Annotated in this window: 19 protein-coding genes; 9 read left to right on the top strand and 10 right to left on the bottom strand. The window is 66.0% G+C overall.

Translation table 11 applies throughout. The annotated features are described in order from the left end of the window. Window positions 1-13: 13 nt before the first annotated feature. The 3 genes from EDF74_RS08185 to EDF74_RS08175 form a co-directional block, all read right to left on the bottom strand. Complete coding sequence (locus EDF74_RS08185; protein ID WP_123729582.1) at window positions 14-463, bottom strand: protein-disulfide reductase DsbD domain-containing protein; 450 nt, start codon at window positions 461-463, stop codon at window positions 14-16. After that, a complete protein-coding gene (locus EDF74_RS08180) occupies window positions 460-1,041 on the bottom strand; it encodes a YceI family protein (RefSeq protein WP_123729581.1) in 582 nt (193 codons plus the stop codon). The genes EDF74_RS08185 and EDF74_RS08180 overlap by 4 nt, the downstream gene beginning before the upstream one ends. A gap of 111 nt (window positions 1,042-1,152) precedes the next feature. Continuing rightward, the gene (locus EDF74_RS08175) at window positions 1,153-2,493 is read right to left on the bottom strand and encodes a peroxiredoxin family protein (RefSeq protein ID WP_123729580.1); all 1,341 of its coding nucleotides are present in this window, start codon (window positions 2,491-2,493) and stop codon (window positions 1,153-1,155) included. A gap of 405 nt (window positions 2,494-2,898) precedes the next feature. Between EDF74_RS08175 and EDF74_RS08170 the strand changes: the two genes are divergently transcribed. The 8 genes from EDF74_RS08170 (at window position 2,899) to EDF74_RS08135 (ending at window position 10,583) form a co-directional block, all read left to right on the top strand. Then, a complete protein-coding gene (locus EDF74_RS08170) occupies window positions 2,899-3,951 on the top strand; it encodes a hypothetical protein (RefSeq protein ID WP_123729579.1) in 1,053 nt (350 codons plus the stop codon). 351 nt (window positions 3,952-4,302) lie between these two features. Next, a complete protein-coding gene (locus EDF74_RS08165; RefSeq protein WP_123729578.1) occupies window positions 4,303-5,163 on the top strand; it encodes an STAS domain-containing protein in 861 nt (286 codons plus the stop codon). Window position 5,164: 1 nt separating this feature from the next. Then, the gene (locus EDF74_RS08160) at window positions 5,165-5,536 is read left to right on the top strand and encodes an STAS domain-containing protein (protein ID WP_123729577.1); all 372 of its coding nucleotides are present in this window, start codon (window positions 5,165-5,167) and stop codon (window positions 5,534-5,536) included. Then, window positions 5,533-5,934 (top strand): anti-sigma regulatory factor, encoded by a 402-nt coding sequence (locus EDF74_RS08155; protein ID WP_123729576.1) that lies wholly within the window; start codon window positions 5,533-5,535, stop codon window positions 5,932-5,934. Before EDF74_RS08160 ends, EDF74_RS08155 begins: the two co-directional genes overlap by 4 nt. Then, the gene (locus tag EDF74_RS08150; protein ID WP_123729575.1) at window positions 5,925-6,941 is read left to right on the top strand and encodes an ATP-binding protein; all 1,017 of its coding nucleotides are present in this window, start codon (window positions 5,925-5,927) and stop codon (window positions 6,939-6,941) included. Before EDF74_RS08155 ends, EDF74_RS08150 begins: the two co-directional genes overlap by 10 nt. Continuing rightward, window positions 6,938-7,798: a sensor histidine kinase gene (locus EDF74_RS08145; RefSeq protein ID WP_123729574.1), complete on the top strand. Its 861-nt coding sequence runs from the start codon at window positions 6,938-6,940 to the stop codon at window positions 7,796-7,798. Before EDF74_RS08150 ends, EDF74_RS08145 begins: the two co-directional genes overlap by 4 nt. Continuing rightward, window positions 7,785-9,728, top strand: coding sequence for a response regulator (locus tag EDF74_RS08140; RefSeq protein WP_123729573.1), 1,944 nt, complete (start codon window positions 7,785-7,787; stop codon window positions 9,726-9,728). The genes EDF74_RS08145 and EDF74_RS08140 overlap by 14 nt, the downstream gene beginning before the upstream one ends. Before the next feature lie 57 nt (window positions 9,729-9,785). After that, window positions 9,786-10,583 (top strand): CHAD domain-containing protein, encoded by a 798-nt coding sequence (locus tag EDF74_RS08135; RefSeq protein WP_123729572.1) that lies wholly within the window; start codon window positions 9,786-9,788, stop codon window positions 10,581-10,583. Here the strand turns inward: EDF74_RS08135 and EDF74_RS08130 are convergent. From EDF74_RS08130 to EDF74_RS08120, 3 genes are all read right to left on the bottom strand, one after another. After that, a complete protein-coding gene (locus tag EDF74_RS08130) occupies window positions 10,580-13,327 on the bottom strand; it encodes a UvrD-helicase domain-containing protein (protein WP_123729571.1) in 2,748 nt (915 codons plus the stop codon). The two genes, EDF74_RS08135 and EDF74_RS08130, sit on opposite strands and share 4 nt — an antisense overlap. Before the next feature lie 97 nt (window positions 13,328-13,424). Further along, on the bottom strand, window positions 13,425-14,639 hold the full coding sequence (locus EDF74_RS08125) for an MFS transporter (RefSeq protein WP_123729570.1): 1,215 nt from the start codon (window positions 14,637-14,639) through the stop codon (window positions 13,425-13,427). Window positions 14,640-14,798: 159 nt separating this feature from the next. Continuing rightward, a complete protein-coding gene (locus tag EDF74_RS08120) occupies window positions 14,799-15,017 on the bottom strand; it encodes a hypothetical protein (protein ID WP_123729569.1) in 219 nt (72 codons plus the stop codon). Between the two features lie 178 nt (window positions 15,018-15,195). On the opposite strand from EDF74_RS08120, the gene EDF74_RS08115 reads away from it, so the two are divergent. Beyond that, window positions 15,196-16,191, top strand: a complete 996-nt coding sequence (locus EDF74_RS08115; protein ID WP_260232214.1) for a GAF domain-containing protein — start codon at window positions 15,196-15,198, stop codon at window positions 16,189-16,191. Window positions 16,192-16,229: 38 nt separating this feature from the next. Here the strand turns inward: EDF74_RS08115 and EDF74_RS08110 are convergent, their stop codons facing one another. The 4 genes from EDF74_RS08110 to EDF74_RS08095 all read right to left on the bottom strand — a co-directional run bounded on the left by EDF74_RS08110 (window position 16,230) and on the right by EDF74_RS08095 (window position 19,944). Continuing rightward, window positions 16,230-16,469 (bottom strand): DUF1653 domain-containing protein, encoded by a 240-nt coding sequence (locus EDF74_RS08110; RefSeq protein ID WP_123729567.1) that lies wholly within the window; start codon window positions 16,467-16,469, stop codon window positions 16,230-16,232. A 64-nt stretch (window positions 16,470-16,533) separates the two neighbouring features. Then, the gene (locus tag EDF74_RS08105; RefSeq protein ID WP_260232213.1) at window positions 16,534-18,318 is read right to left on the bottom strand and encodes a putative bifunctional diguanylate cyclase/phosphodiesterase; all 1,785 of its coding nucleotides are present in this window, start codon (window positions 18,316-18,318) and stop codon (window positions 16,534-16,536) included. Window positions 18,319-18,428: 110 nt separating this feature from the next. Further along, entirely contained in the window at window positions 18,429-18,794 is a 366-nt protein-coding gene (locus EDF74_RS08100; protein ID WP_123729566.1) for a response regulator, read from the bottom strand. Continuing rightward, window positions 18,787-19,944 (bottom strand): two-component system sensor histidine kinase NtrB, encoded by a 1,158-nt coding sequence (locus EDF74_RS08095; protein ID WP_123729565.1) that lies wholly within the window; start codon window positions 19,942-19,944, stop codon window positions 18,787-18,789. The genes EDF74_RS08100 and EDF74_RS08095 overlap by 8 nt, the downstream gene beginning before the upstream one ends. Between the last annotated feature and the right edge of the window lie 31 nt (window positions 19,945-19,975).

Genomic DNA, 19,975 nt, shown 5'->3' with positions numbered 1-19,975 from the left:
GACAATGCCGCGCTCAACGCGCAGCGATCTCCTGCTGAACCAGTTCGCACAGGCCGCTTTCTTCAAAGCACACCTGCGCGCGCAGGATGCCGTTCACCGGGGTGTTGCCTGCGGCGATGGGCAGACGCAGCTGCCCACGCTCGCTGAAGTAGGTGTAGCGATAGTCACCGGCAAAGCTGCGGCCATGGCCCTCGCGTGCGTCCACCGAGCGCAACGGGCCTTCGGTCTGTGCCCCGTTCGCCAGGCTGATCCGCGCCGCCCGCGGGCCGATCTGCGGCTGCTCGAAATCCGAGGCATACAGGATCCAGCCCGGCTCGATGCGCGCGTCGATGACCAGCTCGCGGGTGCCGTCGGCACGCGCTTCAAGCCGGGGATCGAGCGCGACCTTCGGGGTATCGGCGGCGCCTGCGCCGGCGCTGGTCAGCAGCAATGTCGTGGCGATGGCGAGGAGGCTGCGATTCACTCCTTCGCCCCCTGGCCCTCGGTGGTGATGCGCAGCTGCACCTCGTCGGCGATGTTGGGCAGGAACCCGGTGAGGCCGAACTCGCTGCGGCGGATGACGGCGGTGGCATTGAAGCCGATCGTGGGGATCTTGCGGCTGGGATGCTCGCCGACCTTGTTGAGGGTGGCGTCGAGCACGACCGGGCGGGTCACGCCATGCAGGGTCAGATCACCGGTGATTTTCAGGCGACCGGTGCCTTGCGGCACCACCGAAGTACTGCGGAAGCTGGCTTGCGGGTGCGTGGCGACATCGAACAGCTTGTCGCCCTTGACGATCTCGTCCAGTTTCGGGACGTGGGTGGCCAGCTCGGCCAGTGGCAGCTCCACCTGCACCTGCGAGGCAGCGGGCTTTGCCGCGTCGTAGATGAGCGTGCCGCTGCTGATCGCTGCGCGGCCGGTCGGGAAGGAGAAGCCGTTGTGGTTCCAGGTGAACAGCACATCGGTGTGGGTGGGGTCGAGCTGATAGGTCACCGGCGCGGCGGTCGCCACGGCGGGGGCGCCGGAAAGGGCGAGCAAGGCCAGTAGCAGGGGAGTACGCATGAGAAGGTCTCTGGGCAGTGGCGCGCAGTCGCCCGCAGCGTCAAGAAGACGCCGTGTGGGGCGTGCGGTGCAGGAGGGAAGCAGCGGCCAGGGGCTGGCCGCCGCGGGGGATTACGGCGCGACCGCCAGTGACGCCGCCGTGGCCGGTGCAGCAGCGCTGGCCGCGTACGGATCCGGTTCGGCGATCAGCCCATCGAGCAGGCTGTTGAAGCGGGTCACATAGTCCTTGTGATACTCGCCGGTCACCGTGCCGGTATAGCCGGTATATATCTCGCGGACCTTGCCGTCGCGACCGATGATGATCGTGGTCGGGAAGGCGGCCATATAGTTCAGGCCCTTGAGTTTCTCGGTCGCCACTTTCTTGTCGGCGATGCCGCCGAACACGATGTCGTAGCGGATGTCGAAGTAATCCTTGAACGTGGTCAGGGTCTTCTGGAAGTAATCGAAGTTGTCTTCCTGCTCGAAGGCCACGGCCACCGCCTCCACCCCGCGATGTTGGTTCTGCTTGAACCACGGCGCCAGAAAGTAGGTCTGGTCGGTGCAGTTGGGGCACCAGGTGCCGATCACTTCGACGATCACCACCTTGCCGCGGTACTTGTCGTCCTGCAGCGAGACCTGCTTGCCCTGCAGATCGGGGAAGCTGAAATCGATGCGTTCCTGGCCATCCTTGAGGAAGGTGAGTTTGTACGGATCGGGCAGCTCCACCTTGTCACTCTTCTCGGCCTCGAACTTGACCACGTTGTAGATGCCGCTGCCGAACGCGCCCTGGATGTTGCCGTCCTCATCGATCGTGCCGCGGATCAGCAACGGGCTCGGACCGCTGAAGCCGGACAGGTAGAAGCGGTTGCCCTGCACGGTGCCTTCCAGCTCGCGGGTATCGCCAACCACGGTCATGAACACGCCGGAGAGGCGGTTGCCCTCCTGCTTGAGCAGGGCGACCTGGTTGCGTTTGTCCTGACGGGCGGCCTTGTCGATGGTCTGCACGGCCCACTTGCCGCTGAGGTCCGCCGCCGGCGCCTCGTCCTGGCCGGGTTTGACGAAGCGCCAGGCTGCATTGTGTTCTGCGGTGAAGGCCAGGTTGCGCGCACCGTTGCGGCTTGGCACCAGGTCCTTGTACTGGCCAACGAGATGCTTGCCATCCTCGGAAACCTTGCCCTCCAGTACGGCATCGTAGGTGTTCATCCGCACCGAGAACGTCCCGTCGTCACGCGGAGTGACCTTGAATTTATCCGTGCGAGCGCCGTTGAGCAGGGTGAAGGTCGCGTCCTGCGCGCGCTTGCCCTTCACTTCGAAATTGAAGGGAATCGGGTCGCCATCGATGGTGAACTCGCCCCGCCAGATTCCTTCGGCGGGGAACGCTGCTTTCGCTGCAGCAGGTGCAGGCGCAGCGAACAACAGGCTTGAGGCGAGGAACAGGGTCGCGACGACGCGACCGGATAATGCCAGTGTCATGAGAGTGCTTCCAGATAATCCCCTTGGTCGCGCCAAGTCGCCGGCGATGCAGCCCCCGTTCCACTGCATCCGCAGAATGGCCGTCCCTGGCCGGTCATGTGCCATCCATGGCGTGATTGGATTATTGCCACGTGAATGTCGTAAAAGTTCATCGCCGCTTGGAACGCATCTTCATCAGCATATTCAGCAGCGCGACGATGGCAGGCTCATAACCGTTTTGATATCAGCGCCGCATGCGGCTTTGGGGCACACCGTGAGCCATCCATCGCACAGGCGACTGTCGGTGTGATCCCGGTCCCGCATCCACACCGTCTTGTTTTCAGCCTCTCGCGTATTTCACAACCTGAAGCGCAGCCTGCCGATGCGCGCTGCGTCCGCAGTGCTTGAAAAGGAGTGTCATCCGCTATGAATACCCGAGGCGATTACGCCCACCCCGAGCCCGTCGCTGCAGCGACCGTGGCCGTGGTCACCCCACCGCCGGTGGTGGATCTTCCGCGCGACAGCGCAGTGTCGTGGGGCGCGATTCTCGCCGGTGCGATCGCCGCCGCTGCGCTCTCGCTGATTCTTGTCATCCTTGGTGTTGGCTTGGGCCTGTCGTCGGTGTCGCCCTGGTCGTTTGAAGGCGTGACCGCCGAAACGTTCGGGTGGTCCAGCATCGCCTGGCTGACCTTCACTGCGATCGCAGCCTCCGGCCTGGGCGGCTATCTGGCCGGCCGCCTGCGTACGAAGTGGAGCAACATCCACGGCGATGAAACCTACTTCCGCGATACTGCGCATGGGTTCGTGTCATGGGCCGTGGCGACGTTGCTGACTGCGGCGCTGTTGACCTCGGCCATCGGCGGCATCCTCGGTGCCGGTGCCAAGGTTGCCGGCGCCACTGCCGGTGCCGCCGCCTCGACCGCAGGCGGTATCGCCGCTGCCGGTGCGGGTTCGGCTGCGATGGGCAACGATCAGGGCGACGTGCAGTACTGGGTGGATTCGCTGTTCCGTGCCAACCCGACCGCTGCGCAGCCCGCGCCGCCGGCGGGTCCCGCCGGTCCGGCCGATGCGTCCGCACCCGCCCCGGCGCCCGTTGCCAATGGTGCACCGCTGCCGCCGCGCCCGATGCCGGGTGCCGACCGTCGTCCGGACAGCCGTGAAGTGCGCACCGAGGTCAACCGCATCATTCTCAACAGCTTGAAGTCCGACACCATGGACCCGGCCGACACCCAGTATCTGGGCCAGCTGGTGGCGGCGCAGACCGGCATGAGCCAGGCTGAAGCCCAGGCCCGGGTGACCGATGTGCAGACCCGCCTGCGTGCGGCGCTGGACAACGCCAAGCAGCAGGCCAAGCAGGCGGCCGACGATGCCCGCAAGGCAACCGCCTACGCCGCGCTGTGGCTGTTCATTACGCTGCTGATCGGTGCCTTCATCGCCAGCCTGAGTGCCACCTGGGGCGGCCGTCGCCGCGACCTGTGAACCTGACCATCTGAGGGAGGAAACACCATGAAGTACATTCTGCTGTGGATGCTGGGCATTCCGATTCCGTTGTTGCTCCTGTTCGCGCTGTTGCGCTGAACGACCCATCATCAGGCCGCCCTCGGGCGGCCTGATGCGTTTGCAGGGCACCCGTTTCATCGGCCCTTCCAGGCGCCGCATCGTGCCTGCATGAACCGGTCAGCGACGTGCAGATCGTCTTCACATCATCAGCATCGCCCGTGATGCCCAATCTTCCTGAATTCATTTAAGCTTTGACGCTTACGACCCCCATTCATTCGAGTGACGGGTCGCCAGCACACCCGGTGTTCCCTCATCTTCCAGGACGTTCCCATGGCGGCTTTGCAGCAGCGCACGATCGATCTCATCCGCAGCCATCAGGAGCCCTTGCTGGCGGCATGGGCCGGCACTCTGGCCGGGTCCGCCCAGGCACAGGATGGCCGCCTTTCCGCCCGCGAGCTGGACACCCAGCTCCGCGAGTTCTGGCGCCTGTTTTTGGAGGCCCTGTCCGCGGCCGACGTCAGCTCCGTCGCGCGTGCCGAGTGGAAGGACATCCGCCGCTTCCTGGAGGAGTTGTCGCGCGAGCGCGTGCTGAAGGGCTTCAATTCCTCTGAGACCGCCAGCTTCATCTTCTCGCTGAAGCGGCCGCTGTTCGAGGTGATCCAGCAGGCCTACACGAATGATCCGGCACAGCTGGGCGACCAGCTGTGGGCGATTTCCGAACTGATCGATCAGCTGGGCCTGCACACGGTCAGCGTGTTCCAGAAAACCCGCGAAGACGTGATCCAGCGGCAGCAGGAAGAGATGCTTGAGCTGTCCACGCCGGTGGTGAAGCTGTGGGACGGCGTGCTGGCGCTGCCGATGATCGGCACGCTGGATTCGCAGCGCACCCAGGTGGTGATGGAATCGCTGCTGCAGCGCATCGTGGATACCGGTTCTGAAATCGCCATCATCGATATCACCGGCGTCCCGACCGTGGACACCCTGGTGGCCCAGCATCTGCTGAAGACGGTCACCGCGATCCGTCTGATGGGCGCCGACGCGATCATCAGCGGCGTGCGCCCGCAGATTGCCCAGACCATCGTGCACCTGGGGCTGGATCTGCAGGGCATCGTGACCAAGGCCAATCTGGCCGATGCACTGGCGCTGGCGCTCAAGCGCACCGGCCAGACCGTTACCCGGACCGCCCGCTGAGATGGAGCGCATCCCGATCCTGCAGATGGGCGATCTGCTGCTGGTGACCATCCAGGTGGACATGCATGATCAGCTCGCGCTGACCCTGCAGGACGACCTCACCGAGAAGATCCGCAGCACCTCCGCGCGCGGTGTGCTGATCGACATCTCCGCGTTGGATATCGTCGATTCGTTCATCGGGCGGATGATCGCCACGATTTCGTCGCTGGCCCGGATCATGGATGCCACCACGGTGGTGGTCGGCATGCAGCCTGCGGTGGCGATCACTCTGGTCGAGCTGGGGCTGACGCTCAGTGGCGTGCGCACCGCATTGAACGTGGAGCGGGGCATGAAGCTGCTGCAGCGAAACGACGAAGACGACGACGCCTTATGAGTGCTTCCAGTGGTTCGCTGCCGATCCGTATCGAGCAGGATGTCGTGCTGGCCCGCCAGGCCGCCCGGCAGATCTGCGTGGCGTGCAAGTTGCGCCTGATCGACCAGACCAAGCTCGTCACCGCGGCCAGCGAGCTGGCGCGCAATGCCGTCATCTACGGTGGCGGCGGGACCATGGACTGGGAAGTGGTCGAGAAAGGACTGCGCAAGGGCGTACGGCTGGTCTTCGCCGATGACGGCCCTGGCATCCCGGATGTCGCACAGGCCCTGACCGATGGCTGGTCGTCCGGCTCGGGCATGGGTCTGGGGTTGTCCGGTTCGCGCCGGTTGGTGGATGAGTTCGAACTGGAGAGTGCACCGGGGCAGGGCACCCGTATCACGATCACCAAATGGAGCTGAACTTCGGCGGCCAGGTGACGCGGATCGTGGTGGTCGAGGAGTCTTCACAGGTCGGGCAGGCCCGGCGCGAAGCGCTGGCGCTGGCCGATCTGATCGGCCTGGATGAGATGGACGCTGGCCGTGCGGCATTGGTGGCCACGGAGATGGCGACCAATGTGCTCAAGCACGGCCGCAGCGGTCGCATGTTCCTGTCCGCGGTGTGTGGTCGCGGCGGTAACGGCGTGGAGCTGGTGACGGTGGATGGCGGCCCGGGCTTCTCGTTGGCCGAATGTCTCCCCGACGGTTACTCGACAGGCGGCACCCAGGGCTTGGGGCTGGGCGCGATCCAGCGCCAGGCGACGGTGCTCGATGCCTGGTCCGATGGCAAAGGCGCGGTCGTCGTGGCGCGCATCTATGCCAGCCGTGCGCCAGGCGATATCGATGTGCCCTATGGCGCGCTGCGGATTCCGATGCGCCACGAGCTGGCCTGTGGCGATGCCTGGCATCTGCGTGCCGATGCTCAGTCCGTGGCGGTCACCGTGATCGACGGGCTGGGGCATGGACTGCCCGCTGCCGACGCAGCGCAGGCCGGTGTGGCTGCCGTTGCACAGGCCTCCGCCGTTGGGGCGCCGGCCTTGATCGGTGTCATGCACGCGGGCATGTCCGGCACCCGCGGCGGTGCGGCGGCGGTGGCCTGCGTGGACGTGGCGAGTGGCCAGGTGGAGTTCGCCGGTATCGGCAATATCGCCGCCAGTCTGTGCGAGCCCACCGGTTCACGCGGGTTGGCCTCGCACCCGGGCATCGTCGGGGTGCAATACCGCAAGGCGCAACCATTCCATTTTCACGCGGCGGCAGGCACGCTGCTGGTCATGCACAGTGATGGACTGCAGGCGCGTTGGAGCCTGCGCGACTACCCCGGCCTGTTCCACCGCCACCCCGCGTTGATCGTGGCGGTGCTGCACCGTGACTTCGATCGTGGCCGGGATGACGCCGGCATTGTCGCCCTGCGTCTTGGAGACCTGCATTGAGCGCCTCACCCCATGACCAGGAGCTGCAGCGGCTGCGCCTGGAAGCCGATGCGCTGCGCGCTGAGTTGGATGAAACCAATCAGGGTGTGCTCGCCTTGTACGCTGAGCTGGACGAGCAGGCCGAGCAGCTGCGCGAGGTGTCCGAGCTGAAGAGCCGGTTCCTGTCGTACATGAGCCATGAGTTCCGCACGCCACTGGGCTCGATCCTGAGCATGACGCGGCTGCTGGAGGATGGCATGGATGGCCCGCTGACCGCGGAGCAGCGCCGACAGGTGCGTTTCATCAGCGCCTCCACCAGTGAGCTGCGCGAGATGGTGGACGACCTGCTGGATCTGGCCAAGATCGAGGCCGGGCGCATCACCATCTCGCCGGCCTGGTTCGATCTGATGGACCTGTTCTCGGCACTGCGTGGCATGTTCCGTCCGTTGGTGGAAGGCAATCAGGTGGACCTGCTGTTCGAGGACCCGCCAGTGATGCCGATGCTGTTCACGGATGACAAGAAGCTGGCGCAGATCCTGCGCAATTTCATTTCCAATGCGCTGAAGTTCACGCCCAGCGGCCAAGTGGTGGTATCGACCCAACTGGAGGGTGAGAACGAGGTGCGCTTCAGTGTGCGCGATACCGGCATCGGCATACCGGCGGAACTGCAGTCGACCCTGTTCGAGGATTTCGTGCAGGTCGATACCCCGCTGCAGAAGCGCCTGCGCGGCACCGGGCTGGGGCTGTCGCTGTGCAAACGCTTCGCCGAGCTGCTCGGTGGCCATGTCGGCGTCGAGAGCGAAATCGGGACGGGTTCGAACTTCTACGTGGTGCTGCCGCTGACCCTGGCCACGGAGGCCGTGAATGGCGATTCCTGATCGCATCCTCGTCGTGGATGACAACGTGGCGACCCGTTACGCGGTGCGCCGCGTGCTGGAGCACCACGGGTTCCATGTGGAGGAAGCCGGTACCGGCGGTGAGGGCCTGGCACGGCTGGCCGAGCATGATTTCGGTGCGCTGGTGCTGGATGTGAACCTGCCGGACATGAGCGGCTTTGATGTGGTGCGCCAGCTGCGCGAAGACGTCCGGCTGCAGTTGCTGCCGGTGGTGCATGTCTCGGCGGCGTCGATCGCCACCGGTGACATGATCACGGGCCTCAACGCGGGCGCGGATGCCTATCTGATCCATCCGGTCGATCCGGATGTGTTGTTGGCTACGCTGCGCAGCCTGCTGCGCGCCCGTCGTGCAGAGGAAGCCCTGCGCGAGACCGAGGCGCGCTTCCGCGAAATTTTCCGTCACATCAATGCCCCGATCGCGGTATTGGATGCGTCGCTCAACGCGCACGATGCCAACGATGCCTTTACCCGTCTGCTGGGTCAGCAGGCAGGACCAGGCCAACTCGATCAGCTGCTGCAGGACCAGGTCGCGCCCCTCAGCGCGTTGAAGGTGGCCTTGGCCGAAGGCGAGCGCTGGCAGGGCACCTTCAGCCTTCGTGTCGGTGGCGCCACCCGCATGACGGAATGGCGGGTCACGCCGTACCAGGCCGCCGGGCAGGGGCTGGTGCTGATTGAAGACACCACTGAACAGCATGCGCGCGCCAACGAACAGCGGCAGGAACTGGAGAGCGCCACGTCCGAGCTCGCCTTCCAGATCGCCGAGCGCGAGCGCACCGAGATCGAGTTGATGCAGGCGCAGAAGATGGACGCGCTGGGTCAGCTCACCGGCGGCATCGCGCACGATTTCAATAATCTGCTGACCACGATCATTTCCGGGCTGGACATGATCGAGATCGCCGCCTCCAGTGGTAAATGGGACAAGGCTTCGCGCTACGTCGAGATCGCCACCGGCTCGGCACACCGTGCGGCCGCGCTGACCCAGCGCATGCTCGCCTTTGCCCGCAAGCAACCGCTCGATCCGCAGACCTTCGATGTGGTCGCGCGCGTGCGCTCGCTAGAAGACATGCTGCAGCGGTCGATCGGTGAGAACATCGAACTCGAGCTGGAGCTGGGCATTGAACCGCTGATTGCGGTTGCCGACCCGAACCAGTTCGAGAACGTGATCCTCAACCTGGTCATCAATGCCCGCGATGCGTTGGCCGGCCAGGGCCTGATCCGCATCCGCGCCGGGCGTGCCGAGATCGAGCGCGACCATGAGCTGGCACCTGGCCATTACATCACCGTGACCGTGCTCGACAACGGTGTGGGCATCCCCGCAGAGCTGTTGACCAAAGTATTCGAGCCGTTCTTCACCACCAAGCCGCAGGGCGAAGGGACCGGGCTGGGGCTGTCGATGACTTACGGGTTCGCACGCCAATCCGGCGGCAGTGCACGCATTGCCAGCGAACGTGGCGAGGGGACCGAGATCGAGCTGCTGCTGCCCGAGGGCCAGCTCCAGCCTGCAGCCCACGACACCTCGGCACCTTTACCGCTGACCCGAGGCAGCGCCGAGCGGATTCTGCTGGTCGACGATACCGATTCGGTACGCATGATGGTCCGGGAGATGCTGGTCGAGGCCGGTTACCAGGTCGTGGAAGCCATCAATGCGCAGCAGGCCTTGTTGGAGCTGCATTCGGACCGTGAGCTGGACCTGTTGTTGTCCGATGTGGGTCTGCCGGGCATGAACGGCCGGGAACTTGCTGATGCGGCGCGGGTACTGCGTCCGCATTTGCCGGTGCTGTTCGTGACCGGCTATACGGAGAGTGCGGCCGTCCGCAATGAGTTCCTGGGGCAGGGCATGTCCCTGCTGCCCAAGCCGTTCAGCGTGAACGAGCTGCTCCGGGGCGTGCGGCAGATGTTCAACCCGGGCTGAGCGGCGGCGGGCGTGGCGTGGGTACAATCGCCACTCTGCCCCCGGGGGAAGACCGCGATGACGCCATCAGGTATCGGCCCCGCCGCCCGCGTACTGGCGCAACGGGAGTGCGACGCCATTGCCGACGCGCTCGAGTGCCAGCCGGATGTGCATGCGGCGGTGCATCGTGCACGCAAGACCATCCGCCGCCTGCGCGCGCTGCTGGCCTTGCTGGACAACAGTGCACTGACCACGACAACGGCGGATGCCGCGCTGCGCCGCCTCGGCAATGGCCTGTCAGCGTTGCGCGATGCGCATGTCGTGGTGGAAACCTGTGAGCGGCTGGCGGCAGCGCAGCCCGCTCAGCCGTGGAAAGAGGTGTGCCGCCGCCTGAAGGCACGGCGCGAGAAGCTCCTCGCCCGGGCGCTGGCACACGACCCTGGGTTTGCACGCCGCCAGGCCGCACTTCTGCGTATCGGCACCGATCTGCTGGCGCAGCCTTGGGGCCTGCTCAAAGCAGCCGACGTCCGCAGGGGGCTCGCACGCAGCGAGCGCCGAACGGCCAATGCCGCCAAGCGCGCCGCGCGCAGTCACGATGCCGAGGACCTGCATCGCTGGCGCCGCAGAGTGCGTCGTCTGCGCATGCAGCTGGAGGCGCTGCCGCTGTTGGCGCCGTCCCGCGCGGTGCCGATCAAGGGACATGGGCGGAACAAGAACAAACAGGCGCGGGCCCTGCATGCGTTGAGTGATCAGCTGGGCGGGCAGCAGGACCTGCGCATGGTCCGCAATCTGGTGCGGGTGATGCCCGGCCTGTCCGAGCGGCGGGCGCTGATCGAGCAGATTGATGCGGACATGCGGGACCGCCGCGTGATCTAGCGGTAGGCCCGAGGCCCGGTGTGCGCGGTCCCGCCCGCTTTCGGCGGCTTGTACTCGCAGCGTGGGTATCCCGAGCACGACTGGAACGCGCCATACGGCCCGGTGCGCGGCACGATCACGCCCACGCTGCAGGCCGGGCAGGCCTGCTCGTGAATCGTATCGCCGGCCATCGAGGTCACGCGTACCGCGCCGTCGTTGACCAGTTCGGTCAGGAACGACGAGCGGCGCCCCTGTACGGTGAACATCGCTACCGAGCGGCGCGCACGCGTCAGCGCGACGTAGAACAGGCGACGCTCCTCGCCCAGTGGATAGGCGTCGCTCTCGGGCATCGCCAGGGCCAGTACCGGGTCGTCGGCACGCGTGTTGGGAAAGCGCCGATCCAGCATGCCGGGCAGGATGACGTAGTCCGCCTCGGTGCCCTTGGAGCGGTGCGCGGTAAGGAAGCTGACCTCCATGTGCTGCCCATGGCGTGCGCGCCACGTGGTTGGCAGCATTGCACGGTCGGCGTTGTAGCGACCGAGCACGAACACCGTGACCTTGCCATCGCGGCCTGGCGGGACCTGGCCGGTCAGCAACTGCTGGTGCAGCTGCGCCAGATACTGTTCGACCGCCCCGACCAGCCGGTCGCGTGAGGCCACCTGGAAGGCCTGCAGTACCGCCCCGTACGCGGGCGTGACCGAGTGGACCTGCTTGGGAATCTGCGCCGGATTGCGTGACACGAAGGCGCTGGAGACATCGCACAGTGCCTGCGGGCAGCGGAAGGTCTGTTCGAGCTTGAGCACCTGGCCCTGGCCGAACCACGCCACGAACCCCGTCATCACCGAGACGTCTGCGCCGGCAAACCGGTTGATGGACTGCCAGTCATCGCCGACCGCGAACAGATGCTTGCCCGGCGCCTGTACCAGCGCACGGCACAGCCGTGCACGGGCGCGCGAGGCATCCTGGAATTCGTCGGCCATCACCAGATCGAACGGCGCGACATAGCGGCCCTGTTCCAGGTGTTCGGCGGCCTGGTTGAGCATGTCCTCGAAGTCGATGCCGCCCTCGGCGACCAGCGCATCGTCCCAGCCGTCCAGGATCGGGATGATCAGTTCGAGGAAGAGGCGGTAACGGTGCTTGAAGTGATCGTCGGGCAGCCGGCGCAGCCGCTCGACCATGTCCTCCACGTGCAGGCCGTTGCTCTTGGCGTGGCTGATGAACGTCCGGACCAGGCCGATCAGCTCGGTGTCCGGCATCGGCGTTGCGCCGCCATCAGGCAGTTCGCGGTCAGGATTCGGATCGAGTTCGATGCCACGCTGCGACAAGGCCTCGCCCAGCCGCACGAACAGTTCGCCGGTACGCAACTGCAGCGGGGTGGTCTCGATCCGCTCGCTGTCATGGCCGGTGCCTGGGGTGCCCGCGCGATGCGCCGGCGCTCGCTCGTACCCTTCCAAGGGGAGGTGATCGTGATACAGCGCTATGCCCGGATAGTGGAAGTCCGGGCGGTACTGGCGGTACGCATCGGTCCCGGCATCGAATGTGCTGCGTCGTGCATAGGTGTACGCCACCCCGTTGTAGAACAGCCAGTCGGCGATCACGCAGTGCTCGATGCTGCACACGCGCTCGCCCTGCAAGGTACGCACGTACCCTTGGCCGTCCTTGTCCCACTCTTCGGCCTCCAGCGGCACGCCGATGACGGGCAGATCACGGCCGAACACCAGCCGGAACATGTCCCATTGCGTGCGGAAATGGAGGGAGCGGTCTTTCAGCGCGTCGATGATCTCGGCCAGCCGATGGAACCCCTGGGTGGCATCAACGGCCCAGTCGGGCACCTGCGGCATACGCCCGGTGGCCTGGGCAATGATGTGCCGGCCCAGCGCATGGAACGTGCGTGCTTCCACCTGCACCTGGCCCAGGCCGAGACGCTGGAAGGCGCGGTCGGCACGCGCCTGCAGTTCCGTGGCGGCGTCCTTGTTGAAGGCGAGCATGACGATGCGCTCGGGCGCGACCAGGCCGCGCTCGACGGCGTAGGCGGCCTTGGCGACCAGCGTCGATGTTTTGCCGGAACCGGCTGCGGCGACCACCTGGACGCGGTTATCGAAGCAGATCACCGCACGGGCCTGCTCAGCGGTGAGCGGGCGGCTTTCGACACGGTCCAGCAGGGGCCGGCAGGCGATCAGTTCGCGCGCCTCATGGGCCTCATTGCGGCGCGCCCACAGGGCTGGCCAGTCGGCCAGCCAGAGCATGAGGGCTGCTTCGATGGCCGAGGGATCGCCGTCCAGCTCGCTGCGCAGGTCGGCGTCATCGAAGACCGCCCACAGTGCATCCTCATCGAGCGGCAGGGCGGGGCGCGCCTGCAGCAGTGCCTGCTGCTGGTCGTGCGTGAGCCACAGCGACTCATCGTCGGCCAGATCGGTCGCGGTCTGCACCTGCGCAAGCCAGCGCTGGATCGCGGCATGGGCCTGCTGGAACAGGGTGACCTGGTCGCGTTGACGCAGTGCGCCACGGCGTTGGCTCAGCGCCTCGGCCAGCAGACGGGCGGCGGCAGGGGACAGGCCACCCAGCATCAAGGGGGCCTGTCCATCGCGATGCAGGGTGAGCCGTGCCCACGGCAGGCGCGGGTGCACCTGCAGCGCGGTGAGGGGCGCATGGTACGGATGACCGTCGATGGTCAGCAGCAGCTGGTCGTCTTCCAGGCGAAGGCGCCAGTGCGGCGATCGCGTGAGGCGTTGACCCCAGTCGCTCGGGGCCCATTCGTACGTCATCGGTAAGCGCTGTTTGATCGGACACCCATGATAAGGAAATGAAAAAATCCCCGCCTGGGCGGGGATGTCGAGTCGGCCTGCGATGGACGCGGTGCGCTTACTGCTGCAGCGCCGGCTCGCTGCGGGAACGGCGGTCGACCAGCATCGCCACGCCCCACAACAGCAGGCCGCCCAGCGCGGTGGCCGCACCGACGTAGCCGGTCACGGCCGGGCTGAAGCCGGCGCCGATCGCCATGCCGCCGAACCACGGGCCCAGCGCGTTGGCGGTATTGAACGCGGCATGATTGGAGGCCGCCGCCAGGGTCTGCGCTTCCCCGGCCACATCCATCAGGCGGGTCTGCAGTACCGCGGCCAGGGCGCCCATGGTGCCCACCGCGATGATCATCGGGAACACACTCCACATCGACTGCGCGGCCAGCGGGAACGCCAGCAGCACGATGATCGACCAGACCAGCACCACCGCCGCCGCGCGGAACTGGAAGCGGTCGACCAGCCAGCCGCCCGCCACGTTGCCGATGATCGCACCGATGCCGAAGATGCCTACCGCCAGCGGCATCCACGATTCGGCCAGGCCGGTGACCTGCACCAGGGTCGGGGCGAGGTAGGTGAAGACGCAGAACATGCCGGCAAAGCCCACCGAACCGATCGCCAGCGCCAGCCACACCTGGGTGCGGTTGAACGCGCGCAGTTCGCGCATCGGCGAGGTGCGGACTTCATCCGGATCGGGCAGCAGGAAGCGCGCGATCATGGCCACTGTGGCAATCGCCAACACGCTGACCACGGCGAATGCAGTGCGCCAGCTGAGCTGCTGGCCGAGCCATGTGGTCAGCGGATTACCGACCAGAATGGCGACGGACAGGCCGAGCAAGACCTTCGATACCGCCGCGCCGCGCTGGGCCGGGGGACTGATCGCGGCGGCCACCAGCATCGCCACGCCGAAGTACGCGCCATGCGGCAGACCCGCGACGAACCGCGCCAGCAGCATCGTGCCGTAGTTGGGGGCCAGCGCACTGGCCAGATTGCCGATGGCGTAGAAGCCCATCAGCGCCAGCAGCAGGTTGCGGCGGGCGAAGCCTGCGCCGGCGAAGGCCAGCACCGGGGCGCCGACCACTACGCCGACGGCGTAGGCACTGATCAGGTGACCGACCTGGGTCTCACTGATGGACAGCCCGCGGCTGATCTCCAGCATCAGCCCCATGCTGGCGAACTCGCTGGTGCCGATGGCAAAGCCGCCCAGCGACAAAGCCAGCAGGATCAGGGTGCGCTCGCGCGGCGACAGCCGGGCGGCCAGGGGGACGGAAGAAGAGCTCATTCAGGCAGCGTCGAACGGGGGAGCGCGGCATTGTACTGCTGCAGCGCAGCATAATCAGTGCATCCGGTAGAACGCTGGATTCGGGGGACACTGCGCACCTGCGTCAAGGGCACCCGGGTAAGCCCGCGGCGCCTGTCCGGATGGGCTATTGCCGAGTCTTCACGGATAGCGCTCGGGCCTGAACGGAAGCCCTTCCGGCACGTCCAACGGGGGGCTGACCCCATGCGCACGGCTGAGAATCTCATTGGTCCGCTTCTGTTCGGCCAGGATCTCCCGCAGCAGCCCCTTGATGCCGAAGATGGCGAAGGGAACGAAGATCCACAGCAGCCCGAACAGCGCCCAGCCGAGGCCAATCAACAGCGAGAAACCGTCCAACATGTGCATTCCTTTGTACGTGGCAGAGACGTCCGTGCGCGCATGATAGCCGCTGCACCGTTCGGGCGGCATGGGGGCAGGCGCAGGCTTCGGTCACGGCCAGTCTCGCTCATTCGTGCGACAATTTGCCTTCAAAGCCACCACCTGTCGATGGCTGCGCCATGTGGCCATAGGGGTTGTGATGTCTATCAGTACGGGCTTTCCAGCGCTCATCGGCTTTGATCTGCCCGGTCTGCAGGACGGGGCTGGCGCGTCACGCGTGATCGTCACCGCGCTTCTGGACGACACGCCCCCCAATGACTGGATGCGCATCCTGCACCGCCTGGCATGGCCATCGCTGCGCCTGGATCATGGCGTCGAGCAGATCCGGCTGGTCGGGCAGGGCATCCATTTCGTCGGCGCCATCAAGGACCCGCGCGCGTTGTCCGCGTCGGTGCGAGGTCTCTTCAACGAGGTCAACGCGAAGGCGCTGGATCGCCGCTTGTCCGCGATGGAGAATCCGCTCGACGAAGACGGTCCCGGCACGGCGCCCCTGGCGGATCCTGCGATCTCGGCGGATCCGCGTCTGGACGATGTCGCGGCGCTGCTGGCGATGCCTGCCGTGCCGGGCATGCTGGAGCTGGCCAGTGCGATGACCGGCATGCGTTTTGTCGCCGTGGCACGCGTCACGGCGGATCGATGGACGGCCTGTGCGGTGCATGACCATCTGGATTTTGGTCTGCGACCCGGCGAAGACCTGGTGCTGGAAACCACCATCTGCGATGAAATCCGCGAGCATCGCCATCTGGTGCAGTTCGATCAGGCCAGCACCCACCCGGTGTTTTCCAGCCACCCCACGCCGGCGCTGTATGGGTTCGAAAGTTACATCTCGGTGCCGATGTTCCGCCGCGATGGCGGCTTCCACGGCACCCTGTGCGCGCTCGATCCAAACCCCTCCAGGCTCGATGCCGCCACGGTGAAGGCATTCGAGATCCTGGCCGGCGTCATCGGCGCGCAGCTGGAGGTGCCGGAAGCGTCCGCCGAGGCGGGCCAGAAAGTGCCCAGCATGAGCGAGGCACTGTCGGTGCTGTCCGGTCAGGTAGACGCACTGGATGCGGCGATGCTGCCGGAGCAGTTCCGCGCGGTGACCGCGCGGTTGCGTGAGCTGGTGGACGCGCGACGGGCGGTCCTGGACTGATCGCGCCGCTGGGCAGCGATGCGCAGGTCTTTGTCCCCTCAGCCGTCCACTTCGACCCGCGCAAAACGCGCACGCCACTGCCCGTCCACCTCCACCTGCGCGACGAACATCTCGAACGGGCGCACCCACAGCCCGATCTCCGCATCCAGTGGCCGGTACAACACCATCGGCATCAGGGTTTCGCTGTGTCGCACGAGGCCGATCACCTCGTAGTTGCCGCCCTTGAAGTGGCGGTAGTGGCCGAGGGCCAGGGTGGGCAGCGGAGCGAGATCGGACATGGTCGGGCAGCGAGGCAGGCGGGCCGACCATTATCGCCTGAGGTGCCGAGGACGTCGCGCGGGGTCAGCCCGCGTCCGGCAGCGGACCGGCCCGGCACACGCTGACCAGCTGCAGCACGGCGTCAGGGTGCATGGGGCGTGCGAGGTGATAGCCCTGAGCTTCGTCGCAGCCCCACAGCCGCAGCAGCGAAAGTTCGGCTTCGTTCTCCACGCCTTCGGCCACCGTGCGGTACCCGAGCTGCCGCGCCAGCTTGATGATGGCCTCCACCTTCAGTCGCGCGGTGCGCGAGCGTGCCAGTCCGGTGACCAACGTCTGGTCGATCTTGATGTGGCTGATCGGTACCTCGCTGAGGTAGCCGAAGTTGCTGTACCCACTGCCGAAATCATCAATCGCGATGCGTACCCCGGCGGCGGCCATCTCCCGCAGCTGGGGAAGGGCTGCAGGATGGTGGTTCAGCCATTGGCCTTCGGTGATCTCGATTTCGATCAGGCCCGGTGCCAATCCATGCGCGTGCAGCCGCTCGGACAGTACGCTCCACACGCGCTGGTCGTCGAAATCGCGCGGTGAAAGATTGAGCGACAGGCTGAAATCGGGCACCCGCTTCTGCCACTGCGCCGCCTGGGCCAGCGCATGGTCGATCACCCAGCGGCTGATGGCGGGCATCAGCGCGGTGCGCTCGAGGACCGGAATGAACTCCCCGGGGCTGACCGGACCGAGCATCGGATGGGTCCAGCGCAGCAGGGCCTCGGCCGATACCGGCAGTCCAGTGATCAGATCAAAGCGTGGCTGGTAGACCAGGCTGAACTGGTGCTGGGCCAGGCCGCGGCCGGCGTCGGAGGCCAACCGATAGCGGCGACGCAACGCATCGTCGCGCTCCTGCGAATACCAGCACAGGCAGTTGTCCGTCTGGATGGCGTGGTGCATGGCGACCAGGCATTTGCGCACCAGATCGCCGGTCTGCCCGGGGGCCGAGAGAAAATCGCAGACGCCGGCATGGAACTGCGGCGACATCGGGATACTGCCGGCCATCAGTGGCCGACGCATGCGGATGCGGAGACGATCGAGCAGCGCTTCGGTCTCTTCATGCGAGTGGTCGGCCAGCAGGAACGCAAAGCGGGTCATCCCGATGTGGTAGACCTGCGCCATGTCACGCAGCACATCCTGCACGCGCAGGGCAGCCTGGCGCAGCAGGGTCTCCACCGGCTTCATGCCCAGCGCCTGGCCGGCATCATTGGCGCTCTGGAGATCGAACACATCCAGCACCACGGCAGTGAACGCACGCGTATCGGCGTGGCGGGACAGGGCGTTGAGGTCGGCCTGGAACTGGTGCCGGTTGGGCAATCCGCTGATCTGCTCGCGGCGGCCCAACGACATTTTCAGTTCCATCTGCGCGACGACCACGCGCGACAAGGTCTGCAACTGCAGCTGTTCTTTAGCAGACAGCTCCCGCGGCGCGCGGTCCATGATGCACAGGGTGCCGAGCGCGACGCCCGCTTTGGTGACCAGCGGCGCGCCGGCATAGAAGCGCAGCTGCTCCGGCCCGGTCACCAGGGGATTATCGGCGAAGCGCGGGTCCTGGCGCAGATCGGCGACCTGCATGACGGTGTTGGATCCCAGCGCGCGCGCGCAGATCGAGGCATGCCGATCGGTGCGGCGTAGTGCCAGGCCCACGCCCGAAATGATGTGCTGGTGATCGGCGTCGAGGATGGACACCCATGCAATCGGGACGCCAAAGCTGAAGGCAGTCAACTCGGCGATGGGATCGAGCGCGGTACCCAGCGCTGGATCCATCACGTTGAGCGCCTCGATCAACGCGATCCGATCTACATCATTGCTTCTGTCCAGCATCTACCGCGCCCTGTTCCGACTACATCGCCACTATCCGGGGTGTCATGCAGAACCGGTGTGAAGCAGGTGAAACGGGGATGAAGCGTTCACGCTGGCGGCGTGGCGCCCGTTCAGGGCGAGACGGGGGACTGCAGCAGGGTGACCAGCTGGCGCAGGCGATACGGCTTGGGCAGGAATTCGACATGCTCGGGCAGCGGCGGCAGCTGCGAGCGGGCGTAACCGGAGGCCAGGATGATGCGCGCATTGGGCAGCACATCGGCCACATGCTCGCTCAGTTCCACGCCACTCATGCCATTGGGCATGCTGATATCGCTGAACACCACATCGAACCCACCCGGATCCTGCATCAGCCGCAGCGCGGCCGGGCCGTCATCGGCGGTGTGGATCTCGATGCCGAAGTCCTGCAGCGCCTGGCCGATCAGTTCACGCAGGTCCTGCTGGTCTTCGACCATCAATACGCGTAGGGGCTCAGACATGCTCGACTTCCTCAATGACAGGTAACAACAGGCGGACGGTGGTGCCCCGTCCGGGGGCGGTTTGTACGTCGACGAAGCCGTCGCACTGGGAGACGAAGCCGAACACCTGGCTCAGGCCCAGTCCGCTGCCTTTGCCGACTTCCTTGGTGGTGAAGAATGGCTCGCTGGCGCGCTCGGCGATGTCCGGGGGCATCCCGTTGCCCTCATCGGTCACCGCGATGGCGACATAGTGGCGGCGCATGGGCTGGGACAGATCCGGCGCCAGTCGCTGTTCGACCTCGGCCGTGATCGTGACCGTGCCGCCCTGGGGCATCGCTTCGCCACTATTGAGCACCAGATTCAACACGGCGCTGTGCAACTGTACGCCATCGGTAATGATCGGGGGCAGATCCGAGGTCAGATTCAGCTTTACGTCGATGCTCGCCGGGCAGGCACGACGCAGCACCGGCAGGGCGTCAAGCAGGAATTCCTGCACCACCACCGGTTCGCGCACCAGGGTCTGATCGGAGGAAAAGGCCAGCAGCTGGCGGGTCAGCAGCGAGCCACGGTCGGCGGCTGCCTGGGCCAGGTCCACCAGCTCCTGGGTACGCCCTTCGGCACCGGGGCGCAGGGCGATCAGATCCAGTGCGTTGCCGATCGTGGTCAGCAGATTGTTGAATTCGTGGGCCAGGCCGCGGGTCAGTCGACCGACATTGTCCAGTTGTCGCTGCTGCACGTGCGCGCGTTGCGCATCCTGCAGCAGGCGCTGGGCCTGGTAGCGTTCGGTGACGTCCTGGGTGACTTTGACGAAGCCGAGCAGGCAGCCGTCTTCGCGGACCGGCTCGATCACCTCACCGGCGCGGAACCGCTCGCCGTTGCAGCGCACCCGCCAGCCTTCACCGATGAAGCGGCCGTGGTCGCGGGCGTAGTCCAGGGCTTGCTGCGGCACGCCGAGCTGCTGGTCTTCGGGGGTGTAGAACAGACCGATATGCTGGCCGATCACCGCCTCGGCGGTGTAGCCCTTGACCCGTTCGCAGCCGCGGTTCCAGTTGCAGATGCGGCCCTGCGTATCGAGCAGATAGATCGCGTGGTCGCTCACGTTGTCGATCAACAGCTTCAGCTGCCGGCTTTCGTCGGCAAGCGGTGCAACGCTGGATACGGCCTGGACCACGACGGCTATCGACTCCCCCGATAAGGGTCCG

Origin of the sequence: Stenotrophomonas rhizophila (assembly GCF_003751305.1) — a bacterium.
In the GTDB taxonomy this organism is placed as follows: domain Bacteria; phylum Pseudomonadota; class Gammaproteobacteria; order Xanthomonadales; family Xanthomonadaceae; genus Stenotrophomonas; species Stenotrophomonas rhizophila_B.
Note: the sequence above shows the minus strand (reverse complement) of the source record. Positions and strands in the feature narration are given on the sequence as shown.